Below are 17,770 nucleotides of genomic sequence, written 5' to 3' on the forward strand. Positions count from 1 at the left end.
CACCAGGTACGCCCGTTCCCACCAGGTTCGCGACCCGACCCCACGAACACAGAACGGCGCCCGCCCTCCCGATGGAGAGCGGGCGCCGTTCGGCGTCAGGAAGCGTCAGTGACCAGCGGGCACGTACGCGGCCTGGCCGGCCTGCACGATCGCCTCGGCCTCGGCGGCGTCGCCCCAGCCCTCGGCCTTGACCCACTTGTTCGGCTCGAGGTCCTTGTAGCGCTCGAAGAAGTGCGCGATCTCGGCCTTCGTCTGCTCGTCGACGTCCGAGATGTCCTGGATGTGCGTCCAGCGCGGGTCCTTCGCGGGGACCACGAGGACCTTCTCGTCCTTGCCGGCCTCGTCGCTCATCTTGAAGACGCCGACCGGACGGACCTTGACGCCCACGCCGGGGAACGTCGGGAACTCGAGGAGCAGCAGCGCGTCCACGGGGTCGCCGTCGTCGGCCAGGGTCTTCTCGAAGAAGCCGTAGTCGGTCGGGTAGACGAACGACGTGAACAGCACGCGGTCGAGGTAGACACGACCGGTCTCGTGGTCCACCTCGTACTTGTTGCGGCTGCCCTTGGGGATCTCGACGACGACGTCGTACGCGGCCATGTCTGCACTCCTGGTGTGTCGGTGGGGCTGTCGGTGGTCCCGAGAGCGCGGCTAACGTTACCGGGTGAACTCTCCGCGTCCCCGGCTGGACCCTGCCGTCGCCGAGACCCGCCTTGCGGTCCGCGACCTGCTCGCCACCGCGCTCGACGACGGCGTCGTCACCGCGGGTGACCTCGTGCTGGTCGCGCTGAGCGGCGGACCGGACTCGCTCGCGCTCGCAGCGGCCACCGCGTTCGAGGCGGGCAAGCAGGGGCTCCGAGCCGGGGCAGTGATCGTCGACCACGCGCTCCAGGCGGGCTCCGAGGCGGTCGCGAGCCGCGCCTCCCGGCAGGCATCCGAGCTGGGTCTGGACCCGGTCGCGGTCCGCAGGGTCGCGGTCGGCTCCGACGGTGGTCCGGAGGGCGCCGCCCGGGAGGCCCGCCACGCGTCGATCGCCGAGGTCGCGTCCGCCACAGGGGCGCCTCTCGTGCTGTTGGGACACACCCTGGACGACCAGGCCGAGACGGTGCTGCTGGGCCTGCTGCGCGGCAGCGGGCCGGACAGCCTGTCGGGCATGCTGCCGCTCGCGCGGCGCGACCAGGGACCGGCCTACGGCCGCCCGCTGCTCGCCGTGCGTCGGCACGCCACGCGGCAGGCATGCGCCGCCGCCGGGCTGGCGCCGTGGCACGACCCGCAGAACGACGACACGGCGTACGCCCGTGTCCGCGTGCGGAACACCCTCATGCCGGTGCTCGAGCGCGAACTCGGTGCCGGAGTGCCCGAGGCGCTGGCGCGGACGGCCGACCAGCTGCGCGAGGACTCGGCAGCACTCGACCACTTCGCGGAGGAGATGGCGGAGGACATCGCCGAGCACTCCGAGGCCGGCATCTCGCTGTCCGTCCGGGCACTCGGGGCGAACCCGCCGGCGCTCCGGCAGCGACTCGTGCGCCTGGCGGTGGAGAGCGAGTTCGGCGTGACGCTGTCGCGCGTGCAGACGCTCGAGGTCTGCCGGCTCGTCACGGACTGGAGCGGACAGGGACCGATCGACCTGCCGGGCGTCCGGGCGTCGCGATCCGGTGACCGCCTGTCGTTCAGCGCCGGTTAGGCTGGACCGGTGGAACTCTCCGACGTCCAGGCAGACCTGTCCGAAGTCCTCTTCACCCCCGAGCAGATCGACGACAAGCTCGCCGAACTCGCGGCGGTCGTCGACGCCGACTACGCGGGCCGCGACCCCCTGCTCGTCGGTGTGCTGAAGGGTGCCGTCATGGTGATGGCGGACTTCTCGCGGCACCTCAAGATGCAGGCGCGGATGGACTGGATGGCGGTGTCGTCCTACGGCTCCGGCACGAAGTCGTCCGGTGTGGTGCGGATCCTCAAGGACCTCGACACCGACCTGCACGGCCGCGACGTCCTCATCGTCGAGGACATCATCGACTCCGGTCTGACGCTGTCCTGGCTCAAGCAGAACCTGCAGTCCCGCGGTGCCGCGAGCGTCGAGATCGTCGCCCTGCTGCGCAAGCCCGAGGCCGCCAAGGTCGAGGTCGACGTCAAGTACGTGGGCTTCGACATCCCCGACGAGTTCGTGGTCGGCTACGGCCTGGACTACGACGAGCGCTACCGGAACCTGCGCGGTGTCGGCGTCCTGGCGCCGCACGTGTACTCGTAACCCGTCCAGGGGGTACTTGCCTCGGGTTGAGTTCGCCCGCAGAGGACACCCATTCTCGCCACAGAATCGCGGCCGTATGCTGACCTGCACGCAACTTCGGCAGAGAAAGGTGTCGGGCACTCGCGCCCGGATCACATGAACTTCAAGCGCATCTTCCGCGGCCCGTACCTCTACGTGCTGATCGCGCTGGCGGGCATCTTCATCGGCTGGAGCGTCATCAGCCAGGGCAGCACGACCGAGGTCAGCACCCAGAAGGGCCTCGAGCAGCTCGCCGACGGCAAGATCTCGTCCGTCATCGTCAACTCCACCGAGCAGCGGGTCGACATGATCACCCGCGACGGCGACAAGCAGGAGCAGTTCTACTACTCCACGCCCCGTGGCGAAGAGGTCATCCAGGCCGTCAACGACGCCGACCTGCCCAAGGGCTACGACGACCACGTGAACACGGGCAACTGGTTCCTGTCGCTCCTCGGCGTCCTGCTCCCGTTCCTGATCATCGGTGCCCTGTTCTGGTTCCTGCTCTCGAGCGCCCAGGGCGGCGGCTCGAAGGTCATGCAGTTCGGCAAGTCGAAGGCGAAGATCAACAACAAGGAGAACCCGCAGGTGTCGTTCGCCGACGTCGCGGGCTCCGACGAGGCGATCGAGGAACTCCACGAGATCAAGGAGTTCCTGAAGGAGCCGGCGAAGTTCCAGGCCGTCGGCGCCAAGATCCCGAAGGGCGTGCTGCTGTACGGCCCTCCCGGAACCGGCAAGACCCTGCTCGCCCGCGCCGTCGCCGGCGAAGCGGGTGTGCCGTTCTACTCGATCTCCGGTTCGGACTTCGTCGAGATGTTCGTCGGTGTCGGTGCGAGCCGTGTCCGTGACCTCTTCGAGCAGGCCAAGGCGAACTCGCCGGCCATCGTCTTCATCGACGAGATCGACGCCGTCGGTCGTCACCGCGGTGCCGGCATCGGCGGCGGCAACGACGAGCGCGAGCAGACGCTCAACCAGCTGCTCGTCGAGATGGACGGCTTCGACGGCAAGACCAACGTCATCCTGATCGCCGCGACGAACCGTCCCGACGTGCTCGACCCCGCGCTCCTGCGTCCGGGCCGCTTCGACCGCCAGATCGGTGTCGACGCCCCGGGCATGGCCGGCCGCAAGCAGATCCTCGAGGTGCACGCGAAGGGCAAGCCGCTCGCCGCGAGCGTCGACCTCGAGCTGCTCGCCCGCAAGACGCCTGGTTTCACCGGCGCCGACCTGGCGAACGTCCTGAACGAGGCCGCGCTGCTCACCGCCCGGTCGAACGCGCAGCTCATCGACAACCGTGCGCTGGACGAGGCCGTCGACCGCGTCATGGCGGGTCCCCAGCGCCGGACCCGGATCATGTCCGACCAGGAACGCCTGATCACCGCGTACCACGAGGGCGGCCACGCCCTGGCGGCAGCGGCGATGCGGCACACCGACCCGGTCACGAAGATCACGATCCTGCCGCGTGGCCGTGCCCTCGGTTACACGATGGTGCTCCCGCTCGAGGACAAGTACTCGGTCACCCGCAACGAGCTGCTCGACCAGCTCACCTACGCCATGGGTGGACGCGTCGCCGAGGAGATCGTGTTCCACGACCCCACCACCGGCGCCTCGAACGACATCGAGAAGGCCACCGGCACCGCCCGCAAGATGGTCACCGAGTACGGCATGAGCCAGGCCGTCGGGTCCGTCAAGCTCGGCTCCGGGTCGAGCGAGCCGTTCGTCGGCCGTGACATGAGCGGCGGGACCGGTCGCGACTACTCGGAGAACATCGCCCAGACCGTCGACGCCGAGACCCGTGCGCTGCTCGAAGCCGCGCACAACGAGGCCTACCAGGTGCTCAACGACAACCGCGACATCCTCGACCGCCTGGCCGGCGAGCTCCTCGAGAAGGAGACGCTCGACGCACCGGAGCTCGTGGAGATCTTCAAGGACGTCCGCAAGCTGCCGGAGCGCCCGCAGTGGCTCTCCAGCGACAAGCGTCCGGTGAGCAACCTGCCCGCGATCGACGTGCCCGGGCAGGCCGCCGCCACCGCAGCGGACCAGTCGGACAGCGAGTCGACCTCGAAGCCCCGTCGTCGCCCCTTCGGCAACCCGGGTATCGCCCCGGCGTAGGGGGCCGGCATGACCGACCTGCCGACGAGACGTGCTCGTCGGGTCGACACCCGCGGCGGTCCGACACCGGACCGCACGCGGGTGTTGGGCATCCTCAACGTGACGCCGGACTCGTTCAGTGACGGCGGGCTGCACCAGGCCTACGACGCCGCCGTGCAGCACGCGCGTGACCTCGTCGCTGCGGGTGCCGACATCATCGACGTCGGTGGGGAGTCGACCCGCCCGGGCTCCGAACGGGTGCCGGTGCCGGTCGAGCAGGAGCGCGTCCTGCCGGTCGTCCGGCAGCTCGTCGCCGAGGGCATCCCGGTGAGCGTCGACACGATGAACGCCTCGACCGCCGAACGGGCCGTCGAACTCGGCGCCGCGATCATCAACGACGTGTCCGGGGGCCTGGCCGACCCGGACATGGCCCGTGTGGTCGCGTCGACCGGGGCCGGCTTCGTGGTCATGCACTGGCGTGGCCACAGCGACCGGATGTACCGCAACGCCGAGTACGTGCACGCCGTCGACGAGGTCCGGCGCGAGGTCGAGATGCGGGTCGCCGAGCTCATCGTCCTCGGGGTGCGCCAAGAGCAGGTCGTGATCGACCCGGGCCTCGGCTTCGCCAAGCAGGGCGTGCAGAACTGGGAGATCCTGGCCGGCTACGAACGGTTCGCCTCGATCGGCCTGCCGGTGCTCGTCGCCGCATCACGCAAGCGGTTCCTGGACGGCGTCGGCAGCCCCGAGGGTGCCCCGCCGAAGGACCGCGACCTCGCCACCGCCGCCATCAGCCTGCTCGCCGCCGAACGCGGCGCGTGGGGGGTGCGCGTGCACGACCCGGCACCGACCCGTGCCGTGCTCGACGTCTGGGACGCCTGGAGGGCAGCTCGCTCGTGAACGACACCATCCGCCTCGTCGGGGTCCGCGCACGCGGCCACCACGGGGTCTTCGACCATGAACGTGCCGACGGTCAGGACTTCGTCGTCGACGTCGCCGTGGAGCTCGACGCCCGCGCGGCCTCGGACAGCGACGACCTCGACGCCACCGTGCACTACGGCGTGCTCGCCGAGCAGGTCGTCGCCGAGATCGAACGCGACCCGGTGGACCTGATCGAGACCCTCGCCGAACGCATCGCGTCCGCGGTGCTCACCCACCGTGCGGCCCTGGCGACCGAGGTCACCGTGCACAAGCCGCAGGCACCCATCACCGTGCCGTTCACCGACGTCTCGATCACCATCCGCCGTGCCCGCGGGGCGACCGTGCCGGACGAGGAAGAAGAGTGAGCCGCGTCGTCGTCGCGCTCGGCGCCAACCTCGGCGACCGGGGGAGCACTCTCCGCGCCGCCGCCCGAGCGGTCGCCGCGCTGCCCGGGGTCCACCCGGTGGCGTCGAGCCACGAGGTCGAGTCGGTCGCCGTCACCCTGGACGGCCGCGACGACACCAAGCCGCGGTACCGCAACGCCGTCGTGGTCGTCGACACCGACCTCGAGCCGCAGGCGTTCCTCGACGCGCTGCACGGCATCGAGGACGAGCACGGCCGCACCCGCGACGTCCGCTGGGGCGACCGGACCCTCGACCTCGACGTCGTCGCCGTCGACGACCTGCGCATCGACACCGCCACGCTCACCGTCCCGCACCCCCGTGCCGCCGAGCGGGCGTTCGTGCTCGCACCGTGGCTCGACGCCGACCCCGCGGCCGTCCTGCCCGGCGCCGGACCGGTGGCCGACCTGCTCGCCGCCGTGGGGGACGACACCGAGCGCGTCGACGAGCCGCGCCTGTTCGCGGACGTGCTCGGTGCCTCCCGGGCCACCGCCGAAGGGAACGTGACCCAGCCGTGAAGCCGACCCGTCCCTCCACCCTGCTCAGCATCGCCGTCGTGACCGCGGTGGCGGGCTTCGCGTTCGACGCGGTGCTCGCCTCGCGACAGTCGCCGACGCTGCTGCTCGCCGTGCCGCTCGGCATCACGCTCGCGTTCATCGGCGTCGCCGTCGTGCTCATGGCGCGTCCTGTCCGCCGACACGCCCGCGAGGGCGCCGGCCGGCAGCGCCCGGTCGACCCGCTCTACGCTACGCGCGTGGTGGTGCTGGCGAAGGCCTCGAGCATCTGCGGCGTCCTGTTCGGCGGCTTCGCGATCGGGCTGGTCGTGTACCTCCTGACCCGCTCGGTGACGCCTTCGCTAGGCTCGACCCTGCCGAACGTGGTCGCCGTCGGGGGCGGGATCGTGCTGACGGTCTGCGCACTCGTGGCAGAGCGCATGTGCATCGCCCCTCCGGGCGACGACGACGAACCGGGCGATCCCCGGAACGGCACGACGGCGAACTGACCCGAGCGCACCCCGCACGACGGCGAACTGACCCGAGCACACCACCAGGAGGCCCGCGATGGCGCGTGAACGACTCGACGAGCCGGGCCTTGGCCTGACCGGCATCGACTGGACCAGGGTGTCCGCGAAGCTCGTGTGGACCGAACTCATCACGACCCTGGTGATCGGCCTGGTGGTGACCGCCGGCCTGGTCCTGATCGGGATCGTCAACGACGGCTTCGGCTCGGGCGCCGGCACGGTCTGGTTGCTCATCGGCATCGTGGTGCTGGTCATCACGCTCGTCACCGCTGCGCTGACGCCCCGCCGGGTCCGTGCGATCGGCTACGCCCTGCGCGACGACGACCTGGTGGTCCGCCGCGGCCTGATGTGGCAGCGCTTCACGGCGGTGCCGTACGGGCGCATGCAGCTCGTCGACGTGGCACGTGGTCCGCTCGACCGGGCGCTCGGCATGAGCGAGCTGAAGTTCGTGACGGCCGCGGCCGCCACGAACGTCCGCATCCCCGGCATCCCCGCGACGGACGCCGACGAACTGCGCGACCGGCTCGTCGAGCTCGCCGAGTCCCGCCGCGCCGGGCTGTAGGGGGTCGCGGTGACCTTCCGACCCGGCCCGCCGCCGCCCGCCCCGCCCACGCGCGGGAACGCCGCTGCCGCAGCGCCCCTGACCGACGGCGAGTGGCACCGCCTGCACCCGCTGACCCCGCTGCTCAAGGGCGGGATCTTCCTGATCGTCATCCTCGGCTACGTGCTGAACAGCCTGCGTGACCAGCTCGTCGAGTTCTTCATCCCCGGCGGCGAGCAGCAGGACGGCGACCCCGTCCGTTACGTCTACGAGCACGGCGTCGTCGGCTGGGTGCTGCTCGGCGTCGCGGTGTTCCTGCTCGTGCTGATCGGGCTCTTCTACCTGTCCTGGCGGATGCACGAGTTCCGGGTCACCGGCGAGATCGTCGAGGTCCGCTCCGGCGTGCTGTTCCGGAACCACCGCAAGGCCCGGCTCGACCGGATCCAGGGCATCAACATCTCGCGTCCGCTCATCCCGCGGGTGTTCGGCACGGCGAAGCTCGAGATCGCCCAGGCCGGCAACGACGCCAACGTGCAGCTCGCGTACCTCGGGGTGAAGGCCGCCGACGACCTGCGGCTGCGCATCCTCGTGCTCGCCTCTGGTGCGAAGGACGACGACCGTGGCAGTGGTCCGGCGCGCGCGTCGAACGGTGTGCTGCAGGACCGCGTCGACGAGATGTTCTCGCCCGAGCTCGACCCCGCCGCGGTGCAGGCCACCCGGATCGTCAAGGTGAAGCCCGGTCGGCTGATCGCGTCGATGCTGCTCTCCGGCACCACCGTCTTCATCCTGCTGGCCGTGGCGGCGATGATCGTCAGCGTCGTGCTCACCGGCGAGTACGGGATCCTGTTCGGCCTGTTCCCCGCCGTGATCGGTGCGGGCAGCTACTACGTCCGCAAGTTCTCGCGGTCACTGCAGTACACGATCGCCGAGACCCGCGACGGCATCCGGATCGGGTTCGGGCTCGTCTCGACCTCGAACGAGACGCTGCCCCCCGGCCGCATCCACGCCGTCAGCGTCGCGCAGCCACTGCTCTGGCGTCCGTTCGGCTGGTGGGACATCCGGATCAACCGGGCGACGACCGCCGGCAACGGTGCGTCGAGCAACCAGCAGGCCTCCGCCATCGTGCTGCCCGTCGGCACCGCGGCCGACGTCCGCGAGGTCCTCGACATCATCCTGCCCGGCCTGGTCGGCACCGTCGTCGCGGGCCCCGAGGCCTCGCCGGAGGCCCTGCGGGAAGGCTCCGCCGAGGCCGTGAGCGTCGTCGACGACAGCCTGACCACGAGCGGCGACCAGGGCGGCTTCGTGCACTCCCCGCGCCGCGGCGCGTGGCTCCGCCCGTTCGCGTTCCGGCGCAACGGGTACCGGTTCGTGCAGGGCGCGGTGCTGCTCCGGCTCGGCGCCGTCTGGCGGTCGCTCGTCATCGTGCCGCTGCCCCGGGTGCAGAGCGTCAAGGTCGAACAGGGTCCGCTCGAGCGTGTCCTGCGGCTCGCCGCCGTCCACGTGCACACCGTCGCAGGGCCGGTCTCGGCCCGCGTCGGTGCGCTCGACGCGCGGGACGCGCAACGTCTGTGGTCCGAGACCACCCAGCGCGCCGTCGAGGCCGCTGCGGTCGACACATCCCACCGGTGGCGCGAACGGGAGGCCCGTCCCGAGTCCGCCAGGCACGCTGCGGACGTGCCGTGGCCCGGGACCGGAGCCCCTGCCGGACCCGACGCCGACCACCGGCCCGGCACCGTGCCTCCCGGCCCGGGGTGGAGCGACGTGCCGCCGACCGGAGCGGTCCGATGAGGGCCGGGCGCCTCGGTGTCGGCATCGTCGGGGCCGGACGGGTCGGACCCGTGCTCGGCGCCGCGCTCGCGAACGCGGAGCACGCGGTCGTCGGCGTGACCGCCGTGTCCGCCGAGAGCCGTGACCGCGCCGAGGCGATGCTGCCCGGCGCTCCCGTGCTCGCGACGCCGGACCTGGTCGAGCGGAGCGAACTCGTCCTGCTCGCGGTGCCGGACGACCAGCTGGCCTCGCTCGTGCAGGGCCTGGCGGACGCCGGCATCTGGCAGCCCGGGCAGCTCGTCGTGCACACCAGCCCGGACCACGGCGTCGGCATCCTCGCCCCCGCGATGGCGGCTGGTGCGATCCCGCTCGCCATCCACCCCGCGATGGCGTTCACCGGCACCAGCGTCGATCTGTCGCGGCTCCGTGACGCCTACTGCGCGGTCACCGCCCCGTCGCCCGTGCTGCCCATCGCGCAGGCCCTGGTGGTCGAGATGGGTGCCGAGCCGTTCGTCATCGCCGAGGGGGACCGGCCCGCGTACGCCGACGCCGTCCGCGCCGCCGTGAGCTTCTCGACCGCGATCGTGGACCAGTCGGCGGGCACGCTCTCCGGCATCGGTGTGGACCACCCCGGCCGGGTGCTCGGTGCGCTCGTCCGCTCCGCCGTCGACAACGCACTGACGGCGGCCGACGGGCAGTCCACGCTGTAGGGGCGTGGCGGCCGGTCACGACTCCCCGCTCAGTTCCGCCGAGTGGTCACGAGCCGTCGGCCCGCGGCGCTCCGGCCGACGGAACCTGACCGGTCGGCGCCGCGCCGGCGGGGAGTCGTGACCAGTCGAGGGGACCCGTCCGGGCACGGTTCGGGGGCGGGAGCGCGGCGCGGGTAGCATTTCCCCCGACCCCCACGACCATCGGAGCCGCACCCGCATGACCGACGAGACCGCCACCACCGACACCGCGATCGCCGACGCCGCCGCACTGGCCGAGCAGGAGACCAGCGAGCAGCGACAGGTCCGGCTCGACAAGCGCGCGAAGCTGCTCGAGTCCGGCATCGAGGCGTACCCCGCCGAGCTCCCGATCACGACGACGATCCCGGCGGTCCGCGAGCAGTACGCGCACCTCGAGACGGGTGAGGAGACGCAGGACGTCGTCGGTGTCGCCGGCCGCATCGTGTTCTCGCGCAACACCGGCAAGCTCTGCTTCGCGTCGTTGCAGTCCGGCGACGGGTCCCGCATCCAGGCGATGGTGTCCCTCGCCGAGGTCGGTGACGAGTCCCTCGCGCGCTGGAAGGAGTTCGTCGACCTCGGCGACCACGTGTTCGTGCACGGCCGCGTGATCTCCTCGCGCCGCGGTGAGCTGTCGATCATGGTCGACGAGTGGGCGATCGCGGCGAAGGCGATCCTGCCGCTGCCGAACCTGCACAACGAACTGAACGAGGAGACGCGGGTCCGCCAGCGCTACCTCGACCTCATCGTCCGCGACGAAGCCCGCGCCACCGTCCGCGCCCGCGCCGCCGTGATGTCCTCGCTCCGCCAGACCTTCACCGAGCACGAGTACCTCGAGGTCGAGACGCCGATGCTGCAGACCCAGCACGGTGGCGCCTCGGCTCGTCCGTTCGTGACCCACTCCAACGCGTTCGACACCGAGCTCTTCCTGCGCATCGCGCCCGAGCTCTTCCTGAAGCGCGCGGTCGTCGGCGGCATCGACCGGGTGTTCGAGATCAACCGGAACTTCCGCAACGAGGGCGCCGACTCGTCGCACTCGCCCGAGTTCGCGATGGTCGAGGCGTACCAGGCGTACGGCAACTACGAGCAGATGGCCGACCTGACGCAGGAGCTCGTGCAGAACGCTGCGCGGGCCGTGACCGGAGGCTCGCTCGAGGTCACCCTGCCCGACGGCAGCACGTACGACCTCGGCGGCGAGTGGCCGCGCATCGACATGTACGGCTCGCTGTCCGAGGCGGCCGGTCGTGAGATCACCCCGGAGACTCCGCTGTCCGAGCTGCAGGAGCTCGCCGCTGCCGAGGGCGTCGAGGTCGCGCACGCCACGCACGGCAAGTACGTCGAGGAGCTCTGGGAGCACTTCGTCATCGACTCGCTCGACCGCCCGACGTTCGTGATGAACTTCCCGGTCGACACCTCGCCGCTCACCCGCGAGCACCGCACCCGTCCGGGCATCGTCGAGAAGTGGGACCTGTACGTCCGCGGGTTCGAGCTCGCGACGGCGTACTCCGAGCTCGTCGACCCGGTCGTGCAGCGGGAGCGCTTCGTCGAGCAGGCGAAGCTCGCAGCCGGCGGCGACCCCGAGGCGATGCGGGTCGACGAGGAGTTCCTGCGGGCACTCGAGCACGCGATGCCCCCGTCGGGTGGCATGGGCATGGGCGTCGACCGCCTGCTCATGGCGATCACCGGCCTCGGGATCCGCGAGACGATCCTCTTCCCGCTGGTCAAGTAGCCCCCGGTTCCCCGGGGTACGATGCTCGGGTGCCGCATGGAGTCGTGACCGGGATCATCTTCGCCCTGACGCCGACCATCGTCGTCGGCCTCATCTTCTGGTTCGTGATGCGTGCCATCATGCGGGCCGACCGCACCGAGCGTGCCGCGTACGCCAAGGTCGAGGCCGAGGAGCGTGCCCGGTTCGAGCGCGAGCACGGCGTCCCCGCGCCGGCACCGGCCTCGGCCGAGTAGCGCTGCGCGACCTCCGTACCATCCGAAGGCCGTCGTCCGCACTGCGGACGGCGGCCTTCGACGTCTGTGCCCCTTCGACGTCCGTGCGCCCTCGACCGGTCACGCACCGTTCACCTCGCCGTCGCGCGCCGGGGTGAGCATCGTCCGCATGGCAACCACACACCCCTTCACGGGTCGCAGCCTCGTCGGTGACATCGAGAGCGAGTACGACGAGTTCGACCGAGACGCCGACCTCGAGGCGTCCAAGCGCCGGGACGGGTGGCTCGAACCCTCCTGGTGACCCCCACCCACTCGGTTTTCGGGGTACGACCACCGGATCGCATCGATCCGGCCGGACGTACCCCTTTTGCATGTCCGGAAGGCGCGGTCGTGCGGGGTACAGGATCGGAAACGCGTGAGAAACACGCCTGCAACGCCGGAAACATCACGTCACACCCTTGATCCGCGGCGGTTCGGGGGGCCACACTGGCAGCATCGCTGTACCCCACGGGGGACGGTTTCGATGACGAAGCACGGAGAAGCCTGAGAATCATTCCGATCGGTTTGTGGGGTACACCTCCGGACCGCTTTACTCGTGATCACCCCAAGCAGCACCCAGAAGCACCACCCCCAGCACCACCGCACGAAGCCATCACCGCCGAACGCAGGGAGCAACACCATGACGATCGCACCGGCTGCACCGAGCACCACCCGCCGCGCCACCACGAAGAAGGCAGCGGCATCGAAGACCCAGGCCGCCGAGTCCACGACGACCTCCCTCGACACCGAGGTCGAGGCCGACGAGCAGCTCGCCGGTGTCCGCGGCGCCTCCGTCGACCAGGTCGGCGACTACCTGCGCCACATCGGTCGCCTCTCGCTCCTCACCGCCGAGGAAGAAGCGCAGATCGCCCGTCGCATCGAGGTCGGTCTCTTCGCGGAAGAGAAGCTCGCGACCGAGAAGGGCCTCGCGAAGACCCTGCAGCGCGAACTCCGCTGGCTCGTCCGCGACGGTGAGCGCGCCAAGGAGCGCATGATCACGTCGAACCTCCGTCTGGTCGTCAGCATCGCGAAGCGCTACTCGCAGCGTGGCCTGCCGTTCATGGACGTCATCCAGGAGGGCAACCTCGGCCTGGTCCGTGCGGTCGAGAAGTTCGACTTCACGCAGGGCTACAAGTTCTCGACCTACGCCACCTGGTGGATCCGCCAGGCGATCTCGCGTGGTCTCGCCGACAAGGCCCGCACGATCCGCATCCCGGTCCACACCGTCGAGCTGATCAACAAGATCTCCCGCACCGAGCGCGACCTGACCGTCGACCTCGGCCGCGCGCCGATGCCCGACGAGGTCGCCGCCGAGCTGAGCATGTCGGTCGAAGAGCTCGTGGACCTCAAGGGCCGTTCGCACGAGCCGGTCTCGATCCACACCGTGGTCGGCGACTCGGACGACAGCGAGCTCGGTGACTTCATCGAGGACGAGGACGCTGCGTCCCCGAACGAGCTCACCGAGACCACGCTGCTGCACCGCGACATCCGTTCGATCGTCGCCGAGCTGCCGAGCGAGGAAGCCAACGTGATCCGCATGCGCTACGGCCTCGACGACGACAAGCCGATGACGCTCGACGAGATCTCGAAGATCGTGCACACGACCCGCCAGGCCGTCAGCCGGGTGGAGTCGCGCGCCAAGCTGCGCCTGTTCGCCAAGGCGGTCTCGCAGGACATGCAGCTGTACCTGACCGACTGAGGTCAGCAGGCTTCGGCCGGCGCTCGCGTCGGCAGGGGAACCCGGGTCGGTCTGTGGGAAGACGATCCGGTGGGGTGATGGGAAGGCCCGCTCGAGCACTGCTCGAGCGGGCCATTCACGTTCGTGGGCGCCTGATGCCAGCCCGGATCGCTACTGGTCGAGTTCGCGCCCGAGCTTCTGCCGCAGGTCGCTCGGGATCAGCTCGATGAGCTGGTCGGGGCGGACCGGCAGGTCGAGCAGGCTGAGCTTCACCCGCCCGGTGCGTCCGTGCCGCTCGGCGTCGAGCCGCACGACGCTGCCGGCGTCCTTGCGGAGTCGGACGTCGATCTGCGCTCCGGTGGCGACCTCGCCGACGACGAGCCCGTCGACCTCGAGTGCGGCGCTCCTGGTGCCCTCGGCGATGTCGAACCGGTAGCGCTCGCGGGCGGCGAGCACCACGGCACGGTCGATCCCCGCCATCGGTGCAACCGGGGTCACGACGGACCCGGAGAGTGCGGGGGACAGCACCGGACCGCCCGCGGCGTAGTTGTACGCGGTGGAGCCAGCCGGGGTCGCGGCGACGATGGCGTCGGCGCGGTAGTACCCGTAGCCGAGCCCGCCGACGCTGAGGTCGGCCGACACCTGGCCGGAACCGGGGCGCCGCACGATGGTCAGGTCGTTGAACGCGAGGTAGTCCGTGCGTGCGCCGCTCCAGGACAGCCGGGCCTCGAGCGCGTGGTGCGGCTCGAGCTGGTACTCGCCGGCCGACAGTCGGTCGAGCGCTGCCTCGAGTTCGGGCGGTTCGATCTCCACCAGGAAGCCGACGTTGCCGTAGTTCACGCCGAGCACCGGGACCGGGCGCTTCGCCACGAGTCGCATGGCGCCGAGCATGGTGCCGTCGCCGCCGAGGGCCACGACGAGGTCGACGCGTGCGGTGAAGTCGTCGTCCTCCACCGCGGTGATGCCCCCGCCGATCCGCTGTGCGTCGGCTCGGCGGGCGACGAGCTCGCCCCGGCCGGACGCGTTCCATCGCTGCAGGGTCGTGACGGACTCCTGCACGTTCTTGGTCGGGTGGACGACGAGGCCGACGACGGGCTGATCCATGACCGAATGGTACCGAGCCGCGCTGAACCGAGGGCTGTTCAATTGCCATCGCATGCGATATTCTGAATACATGCAGATCGCTCAGCTGTCCGTCGCCCTCCCCACCGTCCGGCAGGGTCGCGAGATCGTGCTGCTCGCCGACCTCGAGTCCCACGAGACGGGCTTCGGCTTCGTCGACGCGGAGCACCTCCTGCTCGCCGCCGTCACGCTCTGCAACGGGATGCCCCGGTTCCGCCCGGTCCTCGAGGCGCACGGGGTCAGCCCCGAAGCCGTCCGCTCCGAGATCAGCGTCTTCGTCGGTGCGCGGGCCGCGTGCCCCGACGAGCACGACCGGGTCGCCTGCACCCCGGCGGCCGCCAGGGTCCTCGCACGAGCAGCCGTCCTCGCCGGTCCGGCCGAGCGCGTCCGCCCGGTGCACGTCGTGCTGGCCGTCCTCGACGGCGTCGACGACCCGTTCATGGGCTCGGCGCACGACGTCCTCGACGCCCTGGGTGTCGAGCCGCGCCGCTTCCGGCGTGCCCTGCGCCGGGCAGGGCGCCGCGCCTGAGACGCGATGAGATGACGGACGGGAGGCCCGTGGCGGACGCCGCCACGGGCCTCCCGTCGTCTGTTCCGTTCGCTCACTGCGCACATCGCGCAGTGAGGTCACGCCCACGGCGAACAGGGGCAGCCCGCACGGGGAGCGCTGGTTACTCTCGGAGTACGTGACCGGACTCAGACGAGACCGGACCAGCTGTCGGCTCCGTCAGAAAGGGCCAAGGGAGAGCACATGTTCGAGAGATTCACCGACCGAGCCCGTCGTGTTGTCGTCCTCGCTCAAGAAGAAGCGAAGATGCTCAACCACAACTACATCGGCACCGAGCACATCCTCCTCGGCCTGATCCACGAGGGCGAGGGCGTTGCTGCCAAGGCGCTGGAGTCGCTCGGCATCTCGCTCGACGCCGTGCGCGAGCAGGTCCAGGACATCATCGGCCAGGGTCAGCAGCAGCCGACCGGGCACATCCCCTTCACGCCGCGTGCCAAGAAGGTGCTCGAGCTGTCCCTGCGCGAGGCGCTGCAGCTCGGCCACAACTACATCGGTACCGAGCACATCCTGCTCGGCCTGATCCGCGAGGGCGAGGGCGTCGCAGCCCAGGTCCTCGTGAAGCTCGGCGCCGACCTCAACCGGGTCCGCCAGCAGGTCATCCAGCTCCTGTCCGGCTACCAGGGCAAGGAAGCGGTCGCCGTCGGCGGCGAGCAGCAGCAGAACGCGCAGCAGGGTTCGCAGGTCCTCGATCAGTTCGGTCGCAACCTCACCCAGGCCGCGCGCGACGGCAAGCTCGACCCCGTCATCGGGCGCGAGAAGGAGATGGAGCGGGTCATGCAGATCCTCTCCCGCCGCTCCAAGAACAACCCCGTCCTGATCGGTGAGCCCGGCGTCGGCAAGACCGCCGTCGTCGAGGGCCTCGCCCAGGCGATCGTCAAGGGCGACGTGCCCGAGACGCTGAAGGACAAGCAGCTCTACTCGCTCGACCTCGGGTCGCTCATCGCCGGGTCCCGCTACCGCGGTGACTTCGAGGAGCGCCTGAAGAAGGTCACGAAGGAGATCCGCACCCGCGGCGACATCATCGTCTTCATCGACGAGATCCACACGCTCGTCGGTGCCGGTGCTGCCGAAGGTGCTATCGACGCCGCGTCGATCCTCAAGCCCCTCCTCGCCCGCGGTGAGCTCCAGACCATCGGTGCCACCACGCTCGACGAGTACCGCAAGCACTTCGAGAAGGACGCAGCACTCGAGCGTCGCTTCCAGTCGGTGCAGGTCAACGAGCCGTCGCTACCGCACACGATCAACATCCTCAAGGGTCTGCGCGACAAGTACGAGGCGTTCCACAAGGTGTCCATCACCGACGGTGCGATCGTCTCGGCCGCCAACCTGGCGGACCGCTACGTGCAGGACCGCTTCCTGCCGGACAAGGCCATCGACCTGATCGACGAGGCCGGCGCTCGCCTGCGGCTGTCGATCCTGTCGGCGCCCCCGGAGCTCCGCGAGTTCGACGAGAAGATCTCGACGGTCCGCGGGCAGAAGGAAGCCGCCATCGAGGAGCAGGACTTCGAGAAGGCCGCCTCGCTGCGTGACGAGGAGAAGAAGCTCCTGGGTGAGCGTCTCCGCCTCGAGAAGCAGTGGCGTGCCGGTGACGTCGCCGCGTCCGGCACCGTCGACGAGGGCATCATCGCCGAGGTCCTGGCGCAGGCCACGGGCATCCCGGTGTTCAAGCTCACCGAAGAGGAGACCTCGCGTCTCGTCTTCATGGAGAAGGCGCTGCACCAGCGGGTCATCGGACAGGAAGAAGCCATCTCGGCGCTGTCCAAGACCATCCGCCGGACCCGTGCCGGTCTGAAGGACCCGAACCGCCCCTCGGGCTCGTTCATCTTCGCCGGGCCCACGGGCGTCGGCAAGACCGAGCTCGCCAAGGCGCTCGCCGAGTTCCTGTTCGACGACGAGGGCGCACTGATCTCCCTCGACATGTCGGAGTTCGGTGAGAAGCACACCGTCTCGCGTCTGTTCGGTGCCCCTCCCGGGTTCGTCGGCTTCGAAGAGGGCGGCCAGCTCACCGAGAAGGTGCGCCGCAAGCCGTTCTCCGTGGTCCTGTTCGATGAGATCGAGAAGGCCCACCCGGACATCTTCAACTCGCTGCTGCAGGTGCTCGAGGAAGGCCGTCTCACCGACGGTCAGGGCCGTGTGGTCGACTTCAAGAACACCGTCATCATCATGACCACGAACCTCGGTTCGCAGGGCATCGCCGGTGGCCCGGTGGGCTTCCAGGTCGAGGGTGACTCGGCCGTCGGCTACGACCGCATGCGCGGCAAGGTCAACGAGGAGCTCAAGAAGCACTTCAAGCCCGAGTTCCTGAACCGCGTCGACGACACGATCGTGTTCCCGCAGCTGTCGCAGCCCGAGCTGCTGCAGATCGTGGACCTGTTCGTGAAGCGTCTGGCGGACCGTCTGCTCGACCGCGACATGACGGTGGAGCTCACCCTCCCCGCCAAGGAGCAGCTCATCAAGGTCGGGTTCGACCCGTCCCTCGGCGCTCGCCCGCTGCGTCGCGCGATGCAGCACGAGGTCGAGGACCAGCTGTCCGAGCACATCCTGCAGGGTGAGCTCAACGCCGGTGACCACGTGAAGGTCGACTTCGTCGACGGTGCGTTCCACTTCGAGACCGGACGTCAGCCGGGCCGCGAAGAGGTCCTCGCCGGCGCAGCCGCGGTCGAGACCGCGACCGACGCGCCCCAGGGTGAGATCGAGTCCTAGA

Annotated in this window: 18 protein-coding genes; 16 read left to right on the forward strand and 2 right to left on the reverse strand. The window is 70.2% G+C overall.

What is annotated here, in order from left to right; translation table 11 throughout:
• Nucleotides 1-105: 105 nt before the first annotated feature.
• A complete protein-coding gene (locus tag DEJ14_RS00810; RefSeq protein WP_111086931.1) occupies nucleotides 106-597 on the reverse strand; it encodes an inorganic diphosphatase in 492 nt (163 codons plus the stop codon).
• 64 nt (nucleotides 598-661) lie between these two features.
• Here DEJ14_RS00810 and tilS point away from each other — a divergent pair, with 64 nt between their 5' ends.
• From tilS to DEJ14_RS00880, 14 genes are all read left to right on the forward strand, one after another.
• On the forward strand, nucleotides 662-1,681 hold the full coding sequence (gene tilS / locus DEJ14_RS00815) for a tRNA lysidine(34) synthetase TilS (protein WP_111086932.1): 1,020 nt from the start codon (nucleotides 662-664) through the stop codon (nucleotides 1,679-1,681).
• Nucleotides 1,682-1,690: 9 nt separating this feature from the next.
• Nucleotides 1,691-2,242, forward strand: coding sequence for a hypoxanthine phosphoribosyltransferase (hpt, locus tag DEJ14_RS00820; RefSeq protein WP_111086933.1), 552 nt, complete (start codon nucleotides 1,691-1,693; stop codon nucleotides 2,240-2,242).
• Nucleotides 2,243-2,377: 135 nt separating this feature from the next.
• The gene (gene ftsH, locus DEJ14_RS00825; protein ID WP_111086934.1) at nucleotides 2,378-4,366 is read left to right on the forward strand and encodes an ATP-dependent zinc metalloprotease FtsH; all 1,989 of its coding nucleotides are present in this window, start codon (nucleotides 2,378-2,380) and stop codon (nucleotides 4,364-4,366) included.
• A gap of 9 nt (nucleotides 4,367-4,375) precedes the next feature.
• On the forward strand, nucleotides 4,376-5,242 hold the full coding sequence (gene folP / locus DEJ14_RS00830; protein WP_181437669.1) for a dihydropteroate synthase: 867 nt from the start codon (nucleotides 4,376-4,378) through the stop codon (nucleotides 5,240-5,242).
• Nucleotides 5,239-5,628: a dihydroneopterin aldolase gene (folB, locus tag DEJ14_RS00835; protein ID WP_111086935.1), complete on the forward strand. Its 390-nt coding sequence runs from the start codon at nucleotides 5,239-5,241 to the stop codon at nucleotides 5,626-5,628. The genes folP and folB overlap by 4 nt, the downstream gene beginning before the upstream one ends.
• Nucleotides 5,625-6,182 carry a 2-amino-4-hydroxy-6-hydroxymethyldihydropteridine diphosphokinase gene (gene folK, locus DEJ14_RS00840; RefSeq protein WP_111086936.1) on the forward strand — a complete coding sequence of 186 codons (558 nt, stop codon included), beginning with the start codon at nucleotides 5,625-5,627 and terminating at the stop codon, nucleotides 6,180-6,182. The genes folB and folK overlap by 4 nt, the downstream gene beginning before the upstream one ends.
• Complete coding sequence (locus tag DEJ14_RS00845; protein WP_111086937.1) at nucleotides 6,179-6,667, forward strand: DUF3180 domain-containing protein; 489 nt, start codon at nucleotides 6,179-6,181, stop codon at nucleotides 6,665-6,667. The genes folK and DEJ14_RS00845 overlap by 4 nt, the downstream gene beginning before the upstream one ends.
• Nucleotides 6,668-6,725: 58 nt before the next feature.
• The gene (locus DEJ14_RS00850; RefSeq protein WP_111086938.1) at nucleotides 6,726-7,247 is read left to right on the forward strand and encodes a PH domain-containing protein; all 522 of its coding nucleotides are present in this window, start codon (nucleotides 6,726-6,728) and stop codon (nucleotides 7,245-7,247) included.
• Nucleotides 7,248-7,256: 9 nt separating this feature from the next.
• A complete protein-coding gene (locus DEJ14_RS00855; RefSeq protein WP_111086939.1) occupies nucleotides 7,257-9,014 on the forward strand; it encodes a PH domain-containing protein in 1,758 nt (585 codons plus the stop codon).
• Nucleotides 9,011-9,703 (forward strand): Rossmann-like and DUF2520 domain-containing protein, encoded by a 693-nt coding sequence (locus tag DEJ14_RS00860; protein WP_181437670.1) that lies wholly within the window; start codon nucleotides 9,011-9,013, stop codon nucleotides 9,701-9,703. The genes DEJ14_RS00855 and DEJ14_RS00860 overlap by 4 nt, the downstream gene beginning before the upstream one ends.
• A 217-nt stretch (nucleotides 9,704-9,920) precedes the next feature.
• Nucleotides 9,921-11,447 (forward strand): lysine--tRNA ligase, encoded by a 1,527-nt coding sequence (lysS, locus tag DEJ14_RS00865; RefSeq protein WP_111086941.1) that lies wholly within the window; start codon nucleotides 9,921-9,923, stop codon nucleotides 11,445-11,447.
• Between the two features lie 29 nt (nucleotides 11,448-11,476).
• Complete coding sequence (locus DEJ14_RS00870) at nucleotides 11,477-11,680, forward strand: hypothetical protein (protein ID WP_111086942.1); 204 nt, start codon at nucleotides 11,477-11,479, stop codon at nucleotides 11,678-11,680.
• A 148-nt stretch (nucleotides 11,681-11,828) separates the two neighbouring features.
• Entirely contained in the window at nucleotides 11,829-11,960 is a 132-nt protein-coding gene (locus DEJ14_RS00875; RefSeq protein ID WP_258373406.1) for a hypothetical protein, read from the forward strand.
• A 378-nt stretch (nucleotides 11,961-12,338) separates the two neighbouring features.
• Nucleotides 12,339-13,397 (forward strand): sigma-70 family RNA polymerase sigma factor, encoded by a 1,059-nt coding sequence (locus DEJ14_RS00880; RefSeq protein ID WP_111086943.1) that lies wholly within the window; start codon nucleotides 12,339-12,341, stop codon nucleotides 13,395-13,397.
• A 150-nt stretch (nucleotides 13,398-13,547) separates the two neighbouring features.
• On the opposite strand, the gene DEJ14_RS00885 is transcribed toward DEJ14_RS00880, so the two are convergent.
• Nucleotides 13,548-14,480 carry an NAD(+)/NADH kinase gene (locus DEJ14_RS00885; RefSeq protein WP_111086944.1) on the reverse strand — a complete coding sequence of 311 codons (933 nt, stop codon included), beginning with the start codon at nucleotides 14,478-14,480 and terminating at the stop codon, nucleotides 13,548-13,550.
• A gap of 70 nt (nucleotides 14,481-14,550) precedes the next feature.
• Between DEJ14_RS00885 and DEJ14_RS00890 the strand changes: the two genes are divergently transcribed.
• Nucleotides 14,551-15,027: a Clp protease N-terminal domain-containing protein gene (locus tag DEJ14_RS00890; protein WP_181437671.1), complete on the forward strand. Its 477-nt coding sequence runs from the start codon at nucleotides 14,551-14,553 to the stop codon at nucleotides 15,025-15,027.
• A 222-nt stretch (nucleotides 15,028-15,249) separates the two neighbouring features.
• Nucleotides 15,250-17,769, forward strand: coding sequence for an ATP-dependent Clp protease ATP-binding subunit (locus DEJ14_RS00895; protein WP_111086946.1), 2,520 nt, complete (start codon nucleotides 15,250-15,252; stop codon nucleotides 17,767-17,769).
• Nucleotide 17,770 lies beyond the last annotated feature (1 nt).

The sequence above is a fragment of the Curtobacterium sp. MCJR17_020 genome (assembly GCF_003234365.2).
GTDB lineage: Bacteria > Actinomycetota > Actinomycetes > Actinomycetales > Microbacteriaceae > Curtobacterium.